The sequence below is a fragment of the Algoriphagus sp. genome, assembly GCF_024642405.1.
In the GTDB taxonomy this organism is placed as follows: Bacteria; Bacteroidota; Bacteroidia; order Cytophagales; family Cyclobacteriaceae; genus Algoriphagus.
Genome location: NZ_JAHEBC010000005.1, coordinates 20,999 through 40,886, shown reverse-complemented (window position 1 = coordinate 40,886; position 19,888 = coordinate 20,999). Strand labels below are relative to the sequence as shown.

Annotated in this window: 20 protein-coding genes; 7 read left to right on the top strand and 13 right to left on the bottom strand. The window is 36.0% G+C overall.

Going from position 1 to position 19,888, the window contains the following annotated elements; all coding sequences use genetic code 11:
- The 3 genes from Q0L68_RS01020 to Q0L68_RS01010 all read left to right on the top strand — a co-directional run.
- On the top strand, positions 1–1,345 hold a 1,345-nt coding region (locus Q0L68_RS01020), incomplete at its 5' end, for a DEAD/DEAH box helicase (RefSeq protein WP_296698154.1).
- Positions 1,346–1,530: 185 nt separating this feature from the next.
- Complete coding sequence (locus tag Q0L68_RS01015) at positions 1,531–2,877, top strand: PhoH family protein (RefSeq protein ID WP_296698152.1); 1,347 nt, start codon at positions 1,531–1,533, stop codon at positions 2,875–2,877.
- Between the two features lie 289 nt (positions 2,878–3,166).
- A complete protein-coding gene (locus Q0L68_RS01010; RefSeq protein ID WP_296698129.1) occupies positions 3,167–3,412 on the top strand; it encodes a hypothetical protein in 246 nt (81 codons plus the stop codon).
- Between the two features lie 80 nt (positions 3,413–3,492).
- Here Q0L68_RS01010 and Q0L68_RS01005 read toward each other — a convergent pair whose 3' ends face one another.
- The 7 genes from Q0L68_RS01005 to Q0L68_RS00975 form a co-directional block, all read right to left on the bottom strand.
- Positions 3,493–4,248, bottom strand: a complete 756-nt coding sequence (locus tag Q0L68_RS01005; RefSeq protein ID WP_296698126.1) for a response regulator — start codon at positions 4,246–4,248, stop codon at positions 3,493–3,495.
- A 136-nt stretch (positions 4,249–4,384) separates the two neighbouring features.
- Positions 4,385–5,119 (bottom strand): response regulator, encoded by a 735-nt coding sequence (locus Q0L68_RS01000; protein WP_296698123.1) that lies wholly within the window; start codon positions 5,117–5,119, stop codon positions 4,385–4,387.
- Between the two features lie 15 nt (positions 5,120–5,134).
- Complete coding sequence (locus Q0L68_RS00995) at positions 5,135–6,187, bottom strand: histidine kinase (RefSeq protein ID WP_296698120.1); 1,053 nt, start codon at positions 6,185–6,187, stop codon at positions 5,135–5,137.
- A gap of 83 nt (positions 6,188–6,270) precedes the next feature.
- Complete coding sequence (gene uvrA / locus Q0L68_RS00990; RefSeq protein WP_296698117.1) at positions 6,271–9,099, bottom strand: excinuclease ABC subunit UvrA; 2,829 nt, start codon at positions 9,097–9,099, stop codon at positions 6,271–6,273.
- Positions 9,100–9,251: 152 nt separating this feature from the next.
- Positions 9,252–10,529: a Xaa-Pro peptidase family protein gene (locus tag Q0L68_RS00985; protein WP_296698112.1), complete on the bottom strand. Its 1,278-nt coding sequence runs from the start codon at positions 10,527–10,529 to the stop codon at positions 9,252–9,254.
- Between the two features lie 68 nt (positions 10,530–10,597).
- Positions 10,598–11,539, bottom strand: a complete 942-nt coding sequence (locus tag Q0L68_RS00980) for a lytic transglycosylase domain-containing protein (RefSeq protein ID WP_296698110.1) — start codon at positions 11,537–11,539, stop codon at positions 10,598–10,600.
- Positions 11,539–12,261 (bottom strand): TIGR00730 family Rossman fold protein, encoded by a 723-nt coding sequence (locus tag Q0L68_RS00975; RefSeq protein ID WP_296698107.1) that lies wholly within the window; start codon positions 12,259–12,261, stop codon positions 11,539–11,541. The genes Q0L68_RS00980 and Q0L68_RS00975 overlap by 1 nt, the downstream gene beginning before the upstream one ends.
- A 119-nt stretch (positions 12,262–12,380) precedes the next feature.
- Here Q0L68_RS00975 and Q0L68_RS00970 point away from each other — a divergent pair, with 119 nt between their 5' ends.
- The 4 genes from Q0L68_RS00970 to Q0L68_RS00955 are packed head-to-tail and all read left to right on the top strand — an operon-like array spanning position 12,381 to position 14,590.
- Positions 12,381–13,031, top strand: coding sequence for a YkgJ family cysteine cluster protein (locus tag Q0L68_RS00970; protein WP_296698104.1), 651 nt, complete (start codon positions 12,381–12,383; stop codon positions 13,029–13,031).
- A 60-nt stretch (positions 13,032–13,091) separates the two neighbouring features.
- A complete protein-coding gene (locus Q0L68_RS00965) occupies positions 13,092–13,463 on the top strand; it encodes a phage holin family protein (RefSeq protein ID WP_296698100.1) in 372 nt (123 codons plus the stop codon).
- Positions 13,447–13,836, top strand: coding sequence for a hypothetical protein (locus Q0L68_RS00960; RefSeq protein WP_296698097.1), 390 nt, complete (start codon positions 13,447–13,449; stop codon positions 13,834–13,836). The genes Q0L68_RS00965 and Q0L68_RS00960 overlap by 17 nt, the downstream gene beginning before the upstream one ends.
- A complete protein-coding gene (locus Q0L68_RS00955) occupies positions 13,808–14,590 on the top strand; it encodes a geranylgeranylglyceryl/heptaprenylglyceryl phosphate synthase (RefSeq protein WP_296698095.1) in 783 nt (260 codons plus the stop codon). The genes Q0L68_RS00960 and Q0L68_RS00955 overlap by 29 nt, the downstream gene beginning before the upstream one ends.
- Here Q0L68_RS00955 and Q0L68_RS00950 read toward each other — a convergent pair.
- The 6 genes from Q0L68_RS00950 to panC form a co-directional block, all read right to left on the bottom strand.
- Positions 14,576–15,502, bottom strand: coding sequence for an AraC family transcriptional regulator (locus Q0L68_RS00950; protein ID WP_296698092.1), 927 nt, complete (start codon positions 15,500–15,502; stop codon positions 14,576–14,578). The genes Q0L68_RS00955 and Q0L68_RS00950 overlap by 15 nt on opposite strands.
- Before the next feature lie 140 nt (positions 15,503–15,642).
- Positions 15,643–16,782: an acyl-CoA dehydrogenase gene (locus Q0L68_RS00945; RefSeq protein WP_296698089.1), complete on the bottom strand. Its 1,140-nt coding sequence runs from the start codon at positions 16,780–16,782 to the stop codon at positions 15,643–15,645.
- Positions 16,783–16,879: 97 nt separating this feature from the next.
- Positions 16,880–17,566, bottom strand: a complete 687-nt coding sequence (locus Q0L68_RS00940; RefSeq protein WP_296698086.1) for a zinc metallopeptidase — start codon at positions 17,564–17,566, stop codon at positions 16,880–16,882.
- Positions 17,567–17,594: 28 nt separating this feature from the next.
- Positions 17,595–18,599 carry a lysylphosphatidylglycerol synthase transmembrane domain-containing protein gene (locus Q0L68_RS00935; RefSeq protein WP_296698083.1) on the bottom strand — a complete coding sequence of 335 codons (1,005 nt, stop codon included), beginning with the start codon at positions 18,597–18,599 and terminating at the stop codon, positions 17,595–17,597.
- A complete protein-coding gene (panD, locus tag Q0L68_RS00930; RefSeq protein ID WP_296698081.1) occupies positions 18,599–18,946 on the bottom strand; it encodes an aspartate 1-decarboxylase in 348 nt (115 codons plus the stop codon). Before panD ends, Q0L68_RS00935 begins: the two co-directional genes overlap by 1 nt.
- Positions 18,947–18,967: 21 nt before the next feature.
- Positions 18,968–19,816 (bottom strand): pantoate--beta-alanine ligase, encoded by an 849-nt coding sequence (gene panC / locus Q0L68_RS00925; RefSeq protein ID WP_296698079.1) that lies wholly within the window; start codon positions 19,814–19,816, stop codon positions 18,968–18,970.
- Positions 19,817–19,888 lie beyond the last annotated feature (72 nt).

The following is a 19,888-nucleotide window of genomic DNA, read 5'->3' as shown; positions in this document are numbered from 1 at the left end:
TCGATTTTTAAACGAATTTAAGTTTGGAGGATGTCTCGCAGATGATATGGGATTGGGTAAAACTGTCCAAACTTTAGCGCTCTTGGCCCACGAAGCTGAAGTCAATAAAGGACAAACTTCTCTATTGGTAATGCCAACTTCATTGATTTACAATTGGGAGTTGGAAGCAAAAAAGTTTACACCTGATTTGAAGATTTTAGTATATACTGGAACCAACCGAATAAAAGATCCTTGGAGATTTAGTGATTATGATTTAGTCCTGACTTCTTATGGAATTATAAGATTGGATATTGAAATACTAAAAAGCTTCTTTTTCAACTATGTAATATTAGATGAGTCTCAAGCGATCAAAAATCCAAGTAGTAATATTGCTGCTGCGGTGAATCAATTGAAAAGTAAGCAGCGATTGATCCTTACCGGTACTCCTGTAGAAAATGGCACAATGGATCTTTGGTCTCAGATGAACTTTGTAAACCCTGGATTATTAGGAACACAAAACTCATTTAAAAAACAGTTTCTGTTGCCTATTGAGAAACAAAATGATCGGAATAAGGCGACCAAGCTTCATTCGATGATCAAACCTTTTATTATGAGAAGGCTTAAATCTCAAGTAGCGACTGACCTGCCTGAAAAAATCACAAATGTGAAATATTCCGCTATGACTTCAGAGCAAGAAAAAGTCTATGAAGAAGTAAAGAATTATTATAGAGAAAAAATAATTTCCGATATCAAAGCCACCGGAAGAAATTCTCAACAATTTACCTTACTCAGAGGTCTAACTCAACTTAGACAAATTGCGAATCATCCTAAATTGGTAAGAGATAATTACGAGGGGGAATCAGGTAAGTTGGAAGATATCACATATATGCTTCAATCTACAATTTCGGAGGGTCATAAAGTACTTGTTTTCAGTCAATTTGTTAGACATCTGGCAATTGTTAAAGAGTATTTAATCAAAGAAAAAATCCCGTTTTCATACTTAGATGGGTCTACAAAAGATCGTCAGGGCCAAGTAGAAGCCTTTCAAGAAAAAGAAGAAATCAAAGTATTCCTTATTTCCTTAAAAGCAGGTGGAGTAGGATTGAATTTAACCAAAGCAGAATATGTGTTTCTTTTAGATCCTTGGTGGAACCCAGCTGTAGAGGCTCAAGCGATAGATCGAGCACATAGAATAGGCCAAGAGAATAAGGTGATTATCTATAAATTTATCAGTAGAAATTCTGTAGAAGAGAAGATCATGGCACTCCAAAATAGGAAACTTGCATTAGCAGGAGAATTGATTAGCACAGAGGAAAGCTTTATGAAAAGTCTTGATCAGGATGATATAGCGGCATTGTTAAATTAAAATTCTGAAATCTGAGTTGAAAAGGGCGATTAAATAGTTATTGGCCCTTTTTTATTGGGTTGATAGTCAAATAAATAGGCTTTTTTTAATTTTTTTTAAGAATAATTAATTGTAAAAATGGAAAGAATACAGACATTATTTATCTAAATTAAACCTACTCAGTACCATTACAACCTACCATACACATGCCAAGAGCAAAAGCCGATAAAGATCGGAAAATCTTTGTGTTGGATACTTCAGTAATCCTTTACGCACATAACTCCATAATGAATTTTGCCGAACACGATGTGGTCATTCCGATCACAGTATTGGAGGAACTGGATCAGTTCAAGAAAGGCAATGATACTAAGAATTTTGAGGCTAGAGAGTTTATTCGGCTTTTGGATAAATTATCTAAGGATCAAATGATTCATAATTGGACTCCTCTAAATGGAAAAACTAAGGGAAGCTTTAGAGTTCTGATGAATCCAGAAAATCAGATCAATGCAAACGAAATTTTCGGGGAAGAAAAGAATGACCATAAAATCTTAAATGCTGCATTGTATCTAAAACAGCATGAGAAAAACCGAAAGGTTATTCTTGTAAGTAAAGATATAAACCTTCGACTAAAGGCTAAATCGCTCGAACTTTTAGCAGAGGATTATGAAACCGGCAAAATCAAGAATATTACTGAGCTTGAAAATACCGGTAAATACGTACTTGAAGATGTGGATCCAGAAGCGATCAATAAGCTTTATGAAATAGGATATATAGAGGCCAAAACTGTTTTAGGAACTAGAAAGCGAAAAGCAAATGCTTATTATATTCTAAAAAGCGATAAGAATTCTGTTTTAGCATATTTCAATCCTGAAGAAAATATTCTGGAAAGGGTAGACAAAAAACTAGCCTATAATATTAAGCCTAAAAATGCCGAGCAAACCTTTGCCTTGGATGCTATTACAAATCCTAGAATTCGATTGGTTTCCATTCAGGGAGTGGCAGGAACAGGTAAGACATTATTGGCTCTGGCTGGTGCGTTGGAACAGAGAAGAGATTATAAGCAGATTTTTCTAGCGAGACCTATCGTCCCTCTTAGTAATAAAGATATAGGGTATTTACCTGGGGATATTAAGTCAAAGTTGAACCCCTACATGGAACCTCTTTGGGACAACCTGAAATTTATTCAGAATCAATACAAAGACACGGATAAGGAATTTCAAAAGATTACGGAACTAGTAAATCAGGAAAAGTTGGTGATTCAGCCTCTTGCATATATCCGTGGTCGATCTTTGTCAAACATTTTCTTCATAGTTGATGAGGCTCAAAATTTGACTCCACACGAAATCAAAACAATTATTTCTAGAGCTGGAGAAAATACGAAGATTGTATTTACAGGAGACGTGTTTCAAATAGATACGCCATATTTGGATTCACAATCAAATGGTCTTTCCTATCTAATTGACCGGGTAAAAGATCATCCGCTCTATGCTCACATTAAGCTTGAAAAAGGAGAGCGATCTGAATTAGCGAATCTGGCTAATGAGTTGTTATAAATTTCGCGAATATATAAACCTCAAAAAAGATGCTTCTGGATAGGGAGCATCTTTTTTAGTTTAGAGGAATGGGGTTTTTGTTAAATGTGAATAAAATTCAATTTTTTGAAACTTCTAATTACCTCTGATTTTGAGTGGTTTTGTTCGAACCTGATGGTGGGGTGTTCGTTACTGTACATAATAAGCTAATCAAATTTATTTAAATAACTGTAAATCAGATGTTTAAAAAATTGGGTCACTTTTTGGCATATACCTATCACGAAATTAAACCAACTTAAATACAACTGCCATGATAGCTTCATATTTATCCCAAAAAAACATTTGTGCTGCACTTGGCTTACTAATGGCTTTCACCATTGTTTGGAAAGCGAAAACAGAAGCAAGTTCATACACAGATAGACATACTGCCCGATTTGAAAAAACTAAACCAACAAATACTATCGGACAAAGGAGTGATGTTTACCACATTTCTCATGAAACATTAAAGCCTGAAATATTAGAAGATAATCTAGTATTCAGACCAGTAAAATCTTAAAGAAAATTACTCGTAAGGGTTAATTTGGTTGATTGTTTGGTTATCAAAAGAGGTGGGTTTTGCCCACCTCTTTTGTCTTCTCAACTTTCAGTAATAGTATTCAGTTTCGAAAGGAAACTGTTATAGTATTGTCTTCCAACTTGGACGACGGCTCCTTGTTTCAGGGTTATTTCTTTGGTATTGAAAAATTCAATTTGACCTAAATGTACAATGTATGATTTTTGCACTCGGAGGAAATATTGAGAAGGTAAAATGTCCTCAATTTCTTTCATGGATTTCCGAATGCTGAATTCTCTGTTTTTAGAAAAGATTTTGACCATATTTCCATTCGCCTCAACATAATAAATGTCATTATATGGCACTCTTTCAAAAGCATTATCTGCTTTTATGAATACGGCATCAGTAACTAAATAAGGACTTTCATTTGCTGTTTTTACTGCAGCAGTCTCAGTACTAGGTTTTGTTCTTTTATTATAAAGAACAATTTCAACGATAGCATGAATATCATTTGTATTAAATGGCTTTACAATAAAACCGGCAGGATTAATCCTTTTAGCTCTTTCAATGATAGTTGGATCACTATAAGATGTCACATAAACTAAAGGAGCGTCGACCATTTGTTTAACTATCTCACCAAGTTCAATTCCATCTTTATCGCCTTTTAATTTGATATCCATAAATATCAAATCAGGTCTATATTTTTTGATGACCTTGATACATTGATTTGCCGAATTGGCAATATCAATGTTTACATATCCAAGAAGTTCCAGAATTTCTTGGATATTCTCTGCGATACTTAGTTCATCTTCTACTATTAAAATCCGCTCTTCTTTCATTAGATTCTTTGAGATATTCGGTTAAGATTAAGTGAAGTTAATTTAAAAATTTAAATCTTTATTCTTGCCTAAACACAGAATTAAATTTTGGAAATTAAATCCCAAAAATTTCAGTTTGGACTTAACTTGAAGATTATTAAAGACTCATCATTTCCTTAAATCTTGCAGCTTGTCTTCTACTGACTTCGATTCTATCACCTCCTTTAAGTGTGACAACTAAACCTCCATTAAACCAAGGCTCTATTCCCTCTACCCAACCTAAATTAATAATGTGCTTTCGACTTGCTCTAAAGAAGGATTTCTCGTCTAGTCTTTCGTCCAACGCATTAAGAGATTTATGGATCATTGGTTTGAAGTTGTCAAAATAAACTTTGATGTAGTTACCGTCTGATTCAAAAAGCCTCACATTCGAAAGTCTCACAAACCAACATCTATCTCCGTCTTTAACAAAGACCTGATCTTCTAAGGTTAGTTTTTTCTGATTTGCCGAATAATTAAAATCTTCCTTTTTGGAATTAGCATCTATTTTTGAGGAAAGCTTGTTAATCGCTTCCTCCAACCTTTTAGGCTCAATTGGCTTTAATAAATAATCTAAAGCATTCACTTGAAAAGCTTTCAACGCATATTCATCATAGGCAGTAGTAAAGATCACGTGGGGAACTTGATCCAATTCTTCCAATAATTCAAAACCGGTTTTCTCGGGCATTTGGATATCGAGAAAAATCACATCAGGGTTCAGCTGATCAATTTTTTCTTTCGCATCGTCAACATTGACAGCTTCACCGACTACTTCTACACTTTCCAATTGATTTAAAAGTGTGATTAGCTCTTTTCGCGCTAGTCTTTCATCATCTATTACAATTGCTCGCATTATATTTGAATTTTGTTATTCTAAGTTAACTCTTTGTTTGGGGATTTTTATTTCTGTGATTACGTACTGACTTCCTGAGTTAAAGATACGTAATGTACCTTTATTTCCATAAATGAGTTTTAGCCTTTGAACGGTGTTACTAAGGCCGTGTCCTCCTTCTCCTTTTTTCTTTAAAGTAGGCGTGGAAAGTAATCTACCACTATTTTTTACTTGAATGTAAAGGTCATCATCAACTCCCTCACGGCATTTGATTTCTATTACTCCTCCTTTGACTAGGTTAGAAATCCCGTGTTTAATCGCATTCTCAACAATAGTCTGAAGCATCATCGGAGGGATTTTATAGCTATAAGATTCCTCCTCAATAATGTATGATACCTCTAATCTCTCCTCAAATCTAATGGTTTCAAGTGCTAAGTAATCCTTTACTGTATTTAATTCATCTTCAAATTCGATCACCTGTTTTTTATCCATCATTAAGGAAAAGCGGAGAATATTGGAAACTCTGGTAATGGCAGTTTTTGCTTTTACAGGATCCTCATCCACCAAAGCTCTAACACTATTTAAAGCGTTAAAAATAAAATGAGGATTGAGTTGACTTTTTAGATGGTTTAACCTGATTTCGTTGATTTTGGCTTCATATTTTAATGAGGTGTTGTAATTGTCCAAAAAGTGGAACAAGAAATAAGACAAAAACCAAATCGCATAAAACAAGAAACTCAAGAATAGATTGACCGAAATAACCAGGATTTTAAAGTCTTCTGAAGGGTTTAATGTCCCAAAAGCTAGATTAATGAATACTTGCGCAATGGTATTAATTAGGCTTAATGCGAGTAAAGCTAATAACGCCTGAAGTAATAATTGAGAAATTTCAAGTTTAAACCATTGATATGATTTAATAATGAATCGTAAAAAGTGGGTTGAGATTAAGTAAAAGCCCGCTAAAACTACAAATGCCCAAATTTGGACCGGTGTGATCCCTCGTGATAAATTGGCAAAGAAAATATTTACAAAGGCAAAGAGCCCCCAACCAAAAACTTGTAAAATCCAATATAATCTGAATCTATTCATTCCTTGATAAAGATAGAAATCACAAAAGATTGATTTCCTTTATTGTGATAAATGGACTAAAGCCTTGATTTTAATTGAGATCATTAGTTTAATTCTACCTTTAGGAATTTGGCAGTATGACTTTTTTGGTTTTGGGACACTTGCTCTGGTGTACCTTGAGCTACTATACTTCCTCCCTTATTTCCTCCTTCTGGACCTAAATCAATAATATAATCTGCCATTTTTATGACATCCATATTATGTTCAATAATTAGCACAGTATTCCCTTTATCCACTAATCGATTCAAAACTAGCATAAGTAAATCAATATCTTGAAAATGTAAGCCTGTAGTGGGTTCATCTAAAATATAAAAAGTCTTACCCGTGTCTTTTTTAGAGAGCTCTGTCGCGAGTTTCACCCGCTGAGCCTCTCCTCCTGAGAGCGTAGTTGCATGTTGCCCTAATGTGATATATCCAAGTCCAACATCATTGAGCGTAGTGATTTTTCGAAGGATTTTAGGTTGATTTTCAAAAAACTCAACCGCTTGCTCCACAGTCATATCCAGTACATCCGATATGGATTTTCCTTTGAATCTTACCTCCAAAGTTTCCCGATTATATCGTTTTCCTTTGCAGGTTTCACAAGGGATATGAACATCAGGAAGAAAATCCATTTCGATCAATTTCATACCTGCCCCTTCACAATCTTCACAGCGGCCGCCTTTGACGTTGAAAGAAAAACGTCCTGGTTTATACCCTCTAATTTTAGCTTCCGGGAGTTCTGTAAACAAAGTTCTAATATCAGAAAAAACACCTGTGTAAGTAGCTGGATTAGATCTTGGAGTTCTTCCAATAGGAGATTGATCTACTTCAATAACCTTATCCAATTCTTTTAGTCCGTCTATACTCTTAAAAGCCATTGGCTCTTTTTTGGATCTGTAGAATTCTCTGCTCAATAAAGGAAATAGCGTTTCATGGATTAAAGTACTTTTTCCGCTTCCGGAAACTCCTGTGACACAAATCATAGTGCCCAAAGGCAAATTTAGATCAATGTCTTTTAAGTTATTTCCGCTGGCTCCTTTTAGAATTAGGGATTTACCTTTTCCCTTTCGTCTTACTTCTGGAATAGGTAACCCAAGCTCCCCAAGAAGATATTTTGCAGTTGTTCCTGATGTTTTTAAAACCTCCTTTGGCGTACCGGCTGCCACTATATGTCCACCATGTCTTCCAGCACCAGGACCCATATCGAGGACGAAGTCAGATTCAAGCATCATATCTTTATCGTGTTCTACAACAAGAACAGAATTTCCTAGATCCCGAAGATTTTGTAAAGCTTTGATTAATTTGACATTATCTCTTTGATGAAGTCCGATACTCGGTTCATCAAGTATATAGAGGACCCCCACAAGTTGTGTCCCAATTTGTGTAGCCAGTCGAATTCTTTGAGCTTCACCCCCGGAAAGTGTTTTAAGTGGCCTATTGAGGGATAAATAATCTAATCCAATATCAAGAAGGAATCCAATCCGCTTCCGGATTTCTTTCAAAACCTCACTGGCAATTATATTTTGTTTTTCACTTAACCGCTCCTCTAAATTTTCAAACCATTCTCCTAAGCCATTTATATCCATGACGGCAAGGTGTCCGATGTGTTTATTGTCAATTTTAAAGTTCAGAGATTCTTTTTTCAAACGATAGCCTTCGCAATCAGGACATATTTGAGTGCTTGTGAATTCACTCACCCACTCTTGGATTTTATCCGATCCCCCCTCTTGATATTTCTGCAGGAAATTTAGAATTCCTTCAAATGTCGTATGCCACTTAGTTCCAGGATATTTTACAGAATCAACCGCCACTTCCATTTTGTCCCCTTTCAGCAAAATCTCAACCACTTCTTCCGGCAAATTTTTGATAGGGGTACTCATGGAACATTTATAATGTTTTAGAATAGCCTCAATTTTCTTGAAAATCCAAATGTCGCGATATTCTCCCAATGGAGCGATACCACCTCGAGTGATACTCAAATTTGGATCCGGGATAATATTTTCTCTGGTGATTTCTTCAATAATTCCTAATCCATTGCAACTAGGACACGCGCCATAGGGACTATTGAAAGAAAAGTTGTTTGGTGCTGGTTCATCATAGGAAAGTCCAGTTTCAGGATCCATTAGGTATTTTGAAAAATGATGAATCTCTCCTTCCTCATCGCGGATCATAATTACACCCTTTCCATGTTGCAAAGCAGACTTTAGAGATTGGGTAATTCTGAATCTATCTGATTCTTCTGCTACAATTCGGTCAACTACTATTTCTATGTCGTGGATTTTATATCGATCCACCTGCATTTTAGGAACCATCTCCATTACGACCCCATCAACCCTAACTTTTGAAAATCCCATTTTTCGGATTTGCTCAAATAGCTCTCGATAGTGCCCTTTTCTTCCCTTTACAACCGGAGCGAGGATATATAATTTTTTATTTTCAAATTTTGAGAAAAGCTGTTCAATAATCTGATCCTCCGTTTGCCGTATCATTTTTTTTCCCGTGAGATAAGAAAAAGCTTCACCTGCCCTTGCATAAAGCAAACGCATAAAATCATAGATTTCGGTTACGGTTCCTACGGTAGATCTGGGGTTTTTTGATGTTGTCTTTTGTTCTATGGCAATTACTGGTGAAAGACCATTTATTTTATCAACATCTGGTCTTTCCAATCCACCCAAAAATGACCTGGCGTAGGCAGAAAAGGATTCCATGTAACGTCTTTGACCTTCCGCGTAAATGGTATCAAAAGCCAAAGAACTTTTTCCGCTACCACTAAGTCCAGTCACTACCACTAACTTATTTCGAGGTATTTTCAGGTCTAGATTTTTCAAATTGTGCTCTCGGGCACCAAAAATTTCTATAAATTCTTCCTGATTAGAAGTAGTTTGACTCATAAATTGTTAGGCAAATTCAATCGGCAAAGGTATGAAATTTAGAGGGTAAGCGGTAGCCGAATTCCAAATTGTAACCTAGTTTATGTGGACATAGTTTGAATTAGGACAGATTACTTCCGAAAGATTTTTTATCTCTGCCTAAAATGATGGATTTACTCGAAAGGTTGGCTGATGGATGGACTTGGTTTTGAAAACCAAACCGGACCTGATTCTGTCATGTAAACACAATCTTCATGTCTTATCCCAAATTCACCAACGATAGAAATATTTGGTTCAATACTAAAACACATTCCTGGTTCGATTATCCTTTTGTTTCCTTTGACTGCATTTCCCCATTCGTGACCATCCATCCCTATTCCATGCCCAGTTCTATGGGGTAATCCAGGCAAATTATATCCTGGACCGAATCCGGCATCTGTAATTACTTTCCTTGCCGCAGAATCTACATCTTCTAATGGAGCTCCAATTTTAGCAGCAGAAAACCCAGCAGCTTGGGCCTCTTTTTCCAAATCCCAAATTTCTTGTTGTCTTGCCGTAGGATCTGCCCCAAAAACAATGGTTCTACTTATGTCTGAATTATATCCACCAACTTCACAACCGCAATCGACTAATACTATATCTCCTTTTTTTAGTTTTTGTGGTTGAATACTTCCATGTGGGAATGCGGATGCCTCACCAAAATTAGCTAGCGCAAATGCATGCCTTGCTCCCATTTTTTGATGTGCCTGTGCCACTGCTGATGAGAAATCTGAAGGACTTCCCCCTTCTTTCAAAAAAGTTAGTCCAAATTTAATTGCTTCAATGGTTATTTCAGTTGCACGTTGCATTAATGCTATTTCTGCCGCTGATTTAATAATTCTGCAGGGAATTGTTATTGGATCAGCGCTTGTAAGTTCAAGTTGAGGAGCAACCTTTCTAATCCCATCGACGATAAAAAACCGAACGCGCTCCTCGATGCCAATGCTACCGCTTTTGACCCCGGAATCTTCTAAAGCTTTTTTTATTTCTAGGTATGGGCTTTCATCTTCTTGCCAAGGATATACCGTATCTCCGATTTTTATAAGCTCATTCAACCGATCCTCTTCAAAGCCTGGACAGACATAACTCACCTCTCCGTTTGCTGGAATAATTGCCACCATAGGCCTTTCACTTCCTCCCCATCTTATTCCTGTAAAATAGTCTAAAGAAGTTCCCCCGTCTAAAAGTATAGCTTTCATACCGATTCGATTCATTAATTCTTGAGCTTTTGCAACTCGAGACTTTCTTTCCTCTACCGATATTAACTGTACATCCGCTGTTCTTGAACTGAGCTGATCAATTGATGATGAACTTGTTTTTGGGGTTTGAGATGAGTCACATGCTGTCGTACTACTTATTATGGATGCTCCAGCACCCAATAAAGTTACATTCATGAAATCCCTTCTTTTCATTTTATTTATGGGTAAGTGGTTGTCAAAGTTAAATTTTAAAAAGTAGAATCTTACAATAAAAAAGGGACCTATTTTGGAATTGCTAGATCGTAAGATCTACCTTTTCTGACATTTAGATCTTTATCTCTTAACCAAGGGTTATAAAGTTTTAATTCTTTATAGGTACTTCCTTGTTCTTTAGCCCAATTTGCTAGGTTTTTTATGTCTGAAGTAACTATTATTGATTTCATTTCAGGTTCACTATAATAATCTGATTCCCTTAGATTAAAGCCAAATGCTCCAGGGTTTTCAAAAATCACTTTGAAGGCTAAAATCCGAAACATGTATCGGCTTGTTTCATCATTGAGGTGTAGATCGTAATAATTCGGTTGGAGTTGTTCTGACTGTCTTCTTGCAAAACCAGATTGCCCCATGTTATAACTGGCGGCCACTGATGTCCAATCTCCAAATTTATTATGGGCTTTCTTCAAATATTTAGTAGCAGCGAGAGTTGCCTTCTGAAGATGATACCGTTCATCTACATCCTTAGATATTTCTAGACCATATTCCTTACCTGTAGATTCCATAAACTGCCAAAATCCTTTAGCCCCAGCTGGAGAAGCCACATTCATTAGTCCCGATTCGGCCATCGCCAGATATTTAAAATCATCTGGAACACCACTCTCTTTAAGGATAGTTTCTATTTTAGGAATAAACTTAGCCGACCTTTTCATAAGAAGGATCATATTGGACTGCCAATACGCATTGACATAGATTTCACGCTCGAGTCTTTCCTTTACATCGGGTATTTCAAGAGGGACCTTTTCTCCTGCAAAAGTCAATTCATTTGGTAAATCAAATAACATTAAAGAATCTCTTGAGGGTCTTGGCATTGATTCCAGCATTCCGACCCCTGCAATAGAATTTGAAATTGAATTGGGGGAATTGGGGGTTTTAAAAATAGCATAAGATGCCATTCCAATACATACAAAAAGTAAGAAGTAAAGCGTAAGTAAATTGTATTTGCTCATTAGAAATTTGGGCTAAGAAGGTATTTACTATAAAAATCATCAATGACCTTTACAGCTTCTGTCGCATCTTCCACGATACTAAAAAGTTCAAGATCTTCTTCATTAATATATTTGTTTTCCAGTATTGTACTTTTTATCCAATCTAGAAGTCCCATCCAGTAATTTTTTCCTACCAAAACAATGGGGAACCTGCCTATCTTATTCGTCTGGATCAAAGTCAAGGCTTCAAAAAATTCATCCATGGTTCCGAATCCGCCCGGAAGTACTACAAAGCCTTGTGAATATTTAATAAACATGACTTTTCTGACGAAGAAATAGTCAAAAGTCAGAAGTTTATCCCGATCAATATAAATGTTATTAAACTGCTCAAAAGGTAAGACAATATTAAGTCCAACAGATTTTCCACCTTCAGAATGAGCTCCTTTATTACCTGCCTCCATAATTCCCGGCCCACCACCTGTGATAACACCGTAACCATGTCTGACAAGTTTAGCGGCAATTTCCTCAGCCATTTTGTAATGTGAATGATCTCTGGGCGTTCTGGCAGATCCAAAAACGGAAACGCAAGGACCGATTTTAGCTAGTTTTTCAAAACCTTCCACAAACTCAGACATGACTTTAAAGATCACCCAAGAATCTGAACTTTTTATTTCATTCCAGTCCCGTTCTTTAAAGGCTTGTCTTATTCTATCTTCTTGAATTTTATCGTCTTTAGTACTCATTTCATTCTTCATTTAATAAAGAAAACGATCTCTGATTAAAAAAGGACAGCCACTAATATATTTTTCCAAAAAGTGAATAGGTAATTAACTGATAATCAATCAAAAAATAAATTCAAGGAATGGAATCTTATGCCAAGAGTTTATGTAGCTTCGCAAACTATTTAGACATATCGGTGAATCTCGAAGAAAAATCTCTGGCTGTATTGAAAGTTTTCAAAGAGTTGGAGGAGGAAGCAAGACAATTTACTTCCGAAAGTGGTTTGGGCTGTATTTCAGGGTGTGGTGCTTGTTGTGCAAATCCCCAAATTCCGGCATCTCCATTAGAATTTTTGCCACTTGCTTTTGACTTCTATAAAAAGGGAATTGCCGAATCTATCCTTATTCTTCTTGATTCTGATGATGAAAATAGTAACTGTATTGTATACCGGGCAAATTCAATTGACAATAAGTCGGGCTACTGCACTAATTATTTGAATAGGGGGATGATTTGTAGGCTATTTGCAGTATCAGCCCGAAAGAACAAATATGGATTGAAAGACATTATTATCTGCAAGACTTTAAAAGAAGCTAAGAATGCTGCTTTTCAGGAAGCAACCAATAGAATAAATACAGATTTACCCATTCCTAGTGCTTCGAAGTTCTACATGCTATTGGATGAAATTGATTCTTCCCTGACTCAACAAATGCCAATAAATAAAGCAATCGCATTTTCTTTGGAGCTTGTTCTGAGATATAAATTTTATGAAGAGGGCATAGAGGAAGGCGTCTAATTTTTTTGGTCTTTCGATTTCGAGTATATTGTGATTAAAATTTGAATCAAATTTTAATCTATGCTAAAAATTGGAGAAATAGTCCAAACAATAAAAGGAATCGTTGAGACAAAAATTGATCTATTAAGACTAGAAATTCAAGATGAATTTTTAGGAATTATTTCGAGAGTTCTGCTGCTCTTTTTTATGAGTGCAATATGCTTGCTCGTTTTACTTTTTTTTAGTTTTTCTCTGGCATTCTTTCTAAGTCAATATACAAATTCACCATATATGGGTTTCTTGTTAGTAGGATTGATTTATCTTGCCCTATTAGTCTTTTTATATTATTCCCGTTATTCTAAATCTATCCAGAATAGTGTTCAGGATGGGCTAAAAGTTTTTATTTTTAATGCCCGAAAAGCAAAGGCAAAAGATGATGAAAAAGGAACTTGAAAATAAGGCTGAAGAGTTAGAACAGACTTTGGCTAAACAGCTTGAGCTATTAAAAAAAGATTCGGGCGATTGGGTTAAAATTGGTGGAATAGCCATTGCAGGGGGACTTATTGCTTTAGCGATTTTGAAAATTAAAAAAAGAAAGAAAAATCGTAATACAGAAAAGGCGATAGACTTATTAGAAAGAGAGGGTTTGTTAAATGAAGAATTAGAAAATAAGCTTAGAAATAACTCAAACGCTAAAGGTTTTTGGCCAACCTTAAGCCAAAGACTTTTGATCCTTGGTCTAGCATACGCAAAGGAAAAATATCTTCCTAATTTATTTAGTATTGAAGACGCCGAAGATGCAGAATCAAAAAGCGGGCAGAGTTAGTAAAATTCTCAAAGACCTCCATCAATCTAAAAAGAAAGGTGTCGCTTGGTTAATTGATCCGGATAAATGTCCTATGAAGGATTCTTTTATCACCAAATATGACTGGGTAAAAAATTCTGAATTGAACTTAATATTCATAGGTGGAAGTCAATTCAATAATAATAATTTTCACGATGTAGTAGATTTTGTTCGACAAATTGCCGGTCAAATACCGATAGTCATTTTCCCAGGATCCCATATTCAACTTGCTGAAGGTGCTGACAGTATTTTATTTTTATCATTAATATCAGGAAGAAATCCCGAATATCTTATTGGTCAACAAGTAGCTGCCGCACCTAAAATTGAAAGTATGGGTATGGAGGTTCTACCCACTGCTTATCTTTTAGTGAATGATGGCGAAATAACCAGCGTAAATACGATAAGTCAAACCATGCCTATTCCAAATACGAATGCAGGATTGGTTAGAGATACTGCTCTAGCAGGATATTATTTGGGAATGAAATACATCTTTATGGATGCAGGAAGCGGATCAAAAAGCCCAGTCTCCCATGAGGTTATTGAAGCTGTAAAAAATAATATTCCTATCCCACTAATTATTGGTGGTGGAATTGATAGTATCGAAAAACTAAAAGGGGCTTACGAAGCAGGTGCGGATTTGGTAGTATTGGGTAATTCAATAGAAAAAGACCCCGGCTTTTTGGCCGAGGTCTTAGATTATAAGGCGTATTATAATTTATGTCTAAACGTTAATTAAGGATTCTCTCCTTCTCATTTTTCCCGCTGGTACTCCATACATCATTTTGAATCTTCGACAGAAATAGGCTGTGTCTTTATAACCTACTTCTTTTCCTATGTCCCTAATAGATTTTTTGGTTGTTCTGAGAAGTTCAACAGCAGCTTCCATTCTTTGGTATTCTATGTAATCCTGGGGATTTATTCCTGTAAGCATTTTAAAATATTGGCCTACATAGTCTTCAGAGACATTGGCAACTTTGGCCAAGACCTTATTGGAAAGATCACCACCAAGATTTGTTTTAATATAGTTGAACAAATCAATTAGTCTTGGATCTTTAAAATAAGTAGAGTTGGTCGAAAGTTCTTCTAGGAACAATCTGTTTTTCAAAATATGACGAAGTAACTCAATAACCAATATTTCAGTTAGAGCTTTAAGAGCTCTTTCTCTTCCCACATGAGTTTGCTCCATTTCTTTCATCAAATCCTCAATGATAGTAGCTAACCTATCATTAAACCGGATAATAAAAGGAGGGATATCCAAAGAGTTAAAGAAATTCACTACGTCAAAGACTTTAGATTCAAAGCTTACCATTGAAATACAATCATCTTCGGTATTCTTAATTTCTCTAAAGCTTAGGCTTTGAAGATGCTTCTTTTTTGACTCAGTGAATTGATCGAGATCAATCTCCATTTTCTTGGTACTTCCCCCGATTGTAAGCGGAGTTTTTTGTCCTCCAGGCAAGAAAAGAACTTCGCCTTCGTTAACTAATTCTTGGTCCTCACCAAATTTTAAGGTGCCATGGTGTAGTAATACAAGGGTATTGTCAGTTTCTTCGTAATTAACGATCGACACAGGCTTTTCTACGCGATAGTTGTTTCCTCGAAGGTAGCGGACATTTATTGATTCAATGACTTTGTTGTAATATTCCATTATTTTTTAGTAGAAAACCAGAATCCAAAAATATGATTTTTCTTACTTATTTACTTAAATATTTGATAAAAGGCACGAAAAAATAAAAAAAGGGTATAATTTGTTGTAATTATACCCCTTCAAATACTTTAAAAACTGGATTATCTTAATATACTTCTGGATATTACGATTTTTTGAATTTCAGAAGTCCCCTCGTAGATCTGAGTAATTTTTGCGTCTCTCATGAGACGTTCTACATGATATTCTTTTACATACCCATATCCGCCATGAACCTGAATAGCCTCTACTGTGACATCCATGGCAACTTGAGAAGCATAAAGTTTTGCTATTGCAGATGCTTGTGCATAATCCTCTCCATTGTCTTTTAGCCAAGCGGCCTTGTAAACTAAGAGTCGGGCTGCCTCTATTTGAGTTGCCATATCTGCTAACTTAAATTGAATAGCTTGATGTTTACTAATTGGTTTCCCAAAGGCCTTTCTCTCCTTGGAATAAGCCAAAGCTAATTCATATGCACCAGATGCAATTCCTAAGGCCTGTGCGGCAATTCCTATTCTTCCACCATTTAGAGTTTCCATTGCAAACGTGAATCCAAATCCTTCGTCTCCGATTCTGTTTTCAACCGGAACTTTCACATCAGTAAACATCAAAGAATGTGTATCAGAACCTCGAATACCTAATTTGTCTTCTTTTTTTCCGATAACGAATCCTTCCCAATTTTTCTCAACTATAAAAACTGAAATGCCTTTATGTCCTAATTCAGGATGGGTCTGGGCAATAATTAGATAAAAGCTTGCCGATGAACCATTTGTGATCCAGTTTTTGGTGCCATTTAAAATGTAATGATCACCATCTAAAATTGCTTCAGTTCTTTGTGACGTAGCGTCAGATCCTGCTTCAGGTTCAGATAAGCAAAAAGCACCAAGTACTTCTCCCGAGGCTAAGGGTTTAAGATATTTTCCTTTTTGTTCTTCAGTACCATATTTCTCAAGTCCCCAGCAAACCAATGAATTGTTTACAGACATCGCTACAGATGCCGAGGCATCAATTTTGGAAAGCTCTTCCATGGCTATCACATAGGATAAAGTATCCATTCCTCCGCCATTGTATTTCGGGTTTACCATCATTCCCAAAAAACCCAGTTCTCCCATTTTCTTTACTTGATCCTTTGGAAAAATTGCGTTAGTATCTCTTTCTATTACGCCAGGCAAAAGCTCATTTTGGGCAAAATCTCTTGCAGCTTCTCTAACTGCTAAATGTTCTTCTGTTAATTGAAAATCCATAACCAAATGTCAGGTTTATATTATTGGATTGAAGATATACCAAAAAAAGAAGAGGGGCAAAAGCTTGCCCCTCTTCGAATTTCTTATTTGATCTGGATCAATCTCTTCCACCAAAAAAGACCATAATATAGTATGCCAGGGTAGTAATTGAGGCTAAAGCTGCTACTACATATGTCATTGCTGCCCATTTTAAAGCATCCTTTGACATTTCGTATTCTGCTGGAGTGACAATGTTTCTTGTCTTTACCCAAGCTAAAGCTCTACTACTTGCATCAAATTCCACAGGTAAAGTAACGATTGTGAAAAGTGTAATTACTGAATAAGAACCTACAACAATATACCCTATAAAAGGAACAGGTAGACCTAAAGCAAAGCCTCCAAATAAAGAAGCAATCAGCACAATATTCAAAATCTTACCAGCACTATGCTGTATTGGCACTAGCGTGGATCTGATATTTAACCATGCGTAAGATGTTGCATGCTGAACAGCATGGCCACACTCGTGAGAAGCAACAGCAGCGGCGGCGGCATTCCTTCCATAATAAACATCAGGACTTAAGTTAACTGTTTTATTTGCAGGATTGTAATGATCAGTAAGTTGACCTTCCACACAGACTACTTGCACATCATGGATATTATTGTCTGCCAACATTAATTTGGCAATCTCAGCCCCAGATAAATTTGCCTGTAAGGCTGTTTGAGAATATTTTTTGAATTTACTTTTCAATCTGCGGCTGACTGCAAAGCCAGCAATTGCAAAGACGATTACAATTAGAATAATCATAGTTTATAAGTTTGCTTTTAATAACGATTTAAGCTTGTTCAGGTTGTTTCCAAGTTGGCAATTTCATCATAACTAACCAACTTATTATCCCCAGAATAAGAACAAGAATCAACTGAGTACCGTGAATGATTGCTGCAAATATTTTGCCGTCAACTTCAGTCACTCCATATTGAATCAAAATAAAGGCCACAAGTGCATGGAAGGTGCCAATGCCTCCTTGAACGGGTGCTACCATGCCAATACTACCCATTACCATGACTAAAAGAACTTCCCCTGAAGACAAATTGGCAGTGCTTTCAATTCCAAGGGAAACAGTATACATGGTGAGAAAGTAAATGATCCACATTAAAATGGAACTACCCCAGAATCCGACAGGGTTTTCCATTTTATTAATTCTTTTGAGCCCTCCTCCAATTTCTCTGAAAAAATGCTGAATCTTATTAATAAAGCCATTGTCTCTAAATCTTTTTAGTAAAAATCGAATGAGAATAATTGTGATGACTAAACCACCAATTGCAATGGGAAGGTTCGATTTTAAGCTGGAAAGTAAGCTTTCTGTATTGACTAGTTGACCTGCTAGTTCTAAAAATAAAGTTTTTTCTATAACAAATGCCAAAAAAATAGTTCCCACCAAGCAAAGCAAATCGACACTTCTTTCTATAATAACTGTCCCAAGAAGGTGACCTAGTGATATTCCATTGGTTCGGGTTAATACTCCACATTTTGCTACTTCTCCAGCTCTTGGAACAACCAGGTTAGCGAGATATCCGATCATAGTAGCATGATAGGCCCGATTAGGAGTTACTTTTTCTCCTTCATTTGATTGTATTAATAGGGTCCATCTCCAACCACGCAAGAAATAGCCAAAAAATGAAATAAATATAGAGGCTCCAATCCAAATCCAATTGCTTGTTTTGATTTGAGCTATAAGGCTATCTACAGCGATATCTTTATATAAATACCAAAAAATCCAGATTGCAATTCCCAAAGAAACTGCTACTTGGATCCATTGCTTAAGTTTTTGGTTGGTCATCAAATAATTCTATTTCTATCATCAGGAAAAATTACAACTGGTTTATGCTTTTTGGCTTCTTCAATTTCCATTCCTGCATAAGATATGATAATTACCACATCTCCAACTTGCGCTTTTCTCGCTGCCGGTCCATTGAGACAAACCTGTCCAGAACCTCTTTCACCTGTAATTACATAAGTTTCTAAACGCTCACCATTATTTACATTTACGATTTGAACCTTCTCATTCTCAATCAGATTTGCGGCATCCATTAGATCTTCGTCAATCGTAATAGATCCCACATAATTAAGTTCTGCCTGCGTAATTTTAACCCGGTGAATCTTTGATTTTAATACCTGAATCTGCATCATTTGAAATTTGCCGCAAAATTAAGGAATTATTGGAAGGTTATCTATTAATCTGATATTTCCAATAAAAGAAGCCACGCATATGGATGATTTTTTTCCACGTTCAAATTCCTCAAAAACTTGGAAGGTCTCTGGGTGAACAAGTTCAAAATATTCCAATTTAGCTAAGGGTTCTGCCTCAAATGATAGCATCATTTGTTTCCGAACTGCCAACCAATCCTTGTTAGTTAAAAGTTCATTTTTCGCAAATTCAAGACTGTTATAAAGAATTAAAGCCTTTTCTCTTTCTTGAACGGAAAGTCGCATATTTCTGGAAGAAAGGGCCAATCCATCTTTTTCTCTAATCGTTGGTACAATATGTAATTTTAAAGGAAAGGATAAATCCTGCACTACTTTTTTGATAATTGCTACTTGCTGTAAGTCTTTTTGCCCGAAAAAAGCAATATTAGGCCGGATGATATTAAATAATTTAGAAACGATTATTCCAACTCCGCTAAAATGTCCTGGTCTAAATTCACCTTCAAGGACTCGTTCTAAATTCCCAAAATTAAAATTTAAAATAGGTTTTTCAGGATAAATTGACTCTTGACTTGGGAGGAAAACAAAATCAACTTTTTCCTTTTGAAGCAATTCTAAATCTTGAGAAGTTAAAACAGGGTATTTCTCAAAATCTTCTTGATTGGTGAATTGAATTGGATTAACAAAGATGGAAACTACTGTAAGATCAGTTGATTTTTTGGATGCTCGAATGAGTTCTAAATGGCCCTTATGAAGTGCCCCCATAGTTGGAACAAAACCTATTGTTTTATTCGTTTTAAGAGCCTGGAGCCAGCTTTTTTGCCATTCGGTTCCACTTTTGAATACCTGCACAGAATTAGGGTGTTTGATAGGTAAATAGCAGCAAAACTAGATTAATATTTAGAAAAACAAGGCTTATAAGGC

What these genes read in the sequence shown, in the direction of transcription:
- Q0L68_RS01015 (WP_296698152.1), top strand. Translation starts at nt 1,531, where the DNA reads ATGCCAAGAGCAAAAGCCGATAAAGATCGGAAAATCTTTGTGTTGGAT.
- Q0L68_RS01010 (WP_296698129.1), top strand. Translation starts at nt 3,167, where the DNA reads ATGATAGCTTCATATTTATCCCAAAAAAACATTTGTGCTGCACTTGGC.
- Q0L68_RS01005 (WP_296698126.1), bottom strand. Translation starts at nt 4,248, where the DNA reads ATGAAAGAAGAGCGGATTTTAATAGTAGAAGATGAACTAAGTATCGCA.
- Q0L68_RS01000 (WP_296698123.1), bottom strand. Translation starts at nt 5,119, where the DNA reads ATGCGAGCAATTGTAATAGATGATGAAAGACTAGCGCGAAAAGAGCTA.
- Q0L68_RS00995 (WP_296698120.1), bottom strand. Translation starts at nt 6,187, where the DNA reads ATGAATAGATTCAGATTATATTGGATTTTACAAGTTTTTGGTTGGGGG.
- uvrA (WP_296698117.1), bottom strand. Translation starts at nt 9,099, where the DNA reads ATGAGTCAAACTACTTCTAATCAGGAAGAATTTATAGAAATTTTTGGT.
- Q0L68_RS00985 (WP_296698112.1), bottom strand. Translation starts at nt 10,529, where the DNA reads ATGAAAAGAAGGGATTTCATGAATGTAACTTTATTGGGTGCTGGAGCA.
- Q0L68_RS00980 (WP_296698110.1), bottom strand. Translation starts at nt 11,539, where the DNA reads ATGAGCAAATACAATTTACTTACGCTTTACTTCTTACTTTTTGTATGT.
- Q0L68_RS00975 (WP_296698107.1), bottom strand. Translation starts at nt 12,261, where the DNA reads ATGAGTACTAAAGACGATAAAATTCAAGAAGATAGAATAAGACAAGCC.
- Q0L68_RS00970 (WP_296698104.1), top strand. Translation starts at nt 12,381, where the DNA reads ATGGAATCTTATGCCAAGAGTTTATGTAGCTTCGCAAACTATTTAGAC.
- Q0L68_RS00965 (WP_296698100.1), top strand. Translation starts at nt 13,092, where the DNA reads ATGCTAAAAATTGGAGAAATAGTCCAAACAATAAAAGGAATCGTTGAG.
- Q0L68_RS00960 (WP_296698097.1), top strand. Translation starts at nt 13,447, where the DNA reads ATGAAAAAGGAACTTGAAAATAAGGCTGAAGAGTTAGAACAGACTTTG.
- Q0L68_RS00955 (WP_296698095.1), top strand. Translation starts at nt 13,808, where the DNA reads ATGCAGAATCAAAAAGCGGGCAGAGTTAGTAAAATTCTCAAAGACCTC.
- Q0L68_RS00950 (WP_296698092.1), bottom strand. Translation starts at nt 15,502, where the DNA reads ATGGAATATTACAACAAAGTCATTGAATCAATAAATGTCCGCTACCTT.
- Q0L68_RS00945 (WP_296698089.1), bottom strand. Translation starts at nt 16,782, where the DNA reads ATGGATTTTCAATTAACAGAAGAACATTTAGCAGTTAGAGAAGCTGCA.
- Q0L68_RS00940 (WP_296698086.1), bottom strand. Translation starts at nt 17,566, where the DNA reads ATGATTATTCTAATTGTAATCGTCTTTGCAATTGCTGGCTTTGCAGTC.
- Q0L68_RS00935 (WP_296698083.1), bottom strand. Translation starts at nt 18,599, where the DNA reads ATGACCAACCAAAAACTTAAGCAATGGATCCAAGTAGCAGTTTCTTTG.
- panD (WP_296698081.1), bottom strand. Translation starts at nt 18,946, where the DNA reads ATGCAGATTCAGGTATTAAAATCAAAGATTCACCGGGTTAAAATTACG.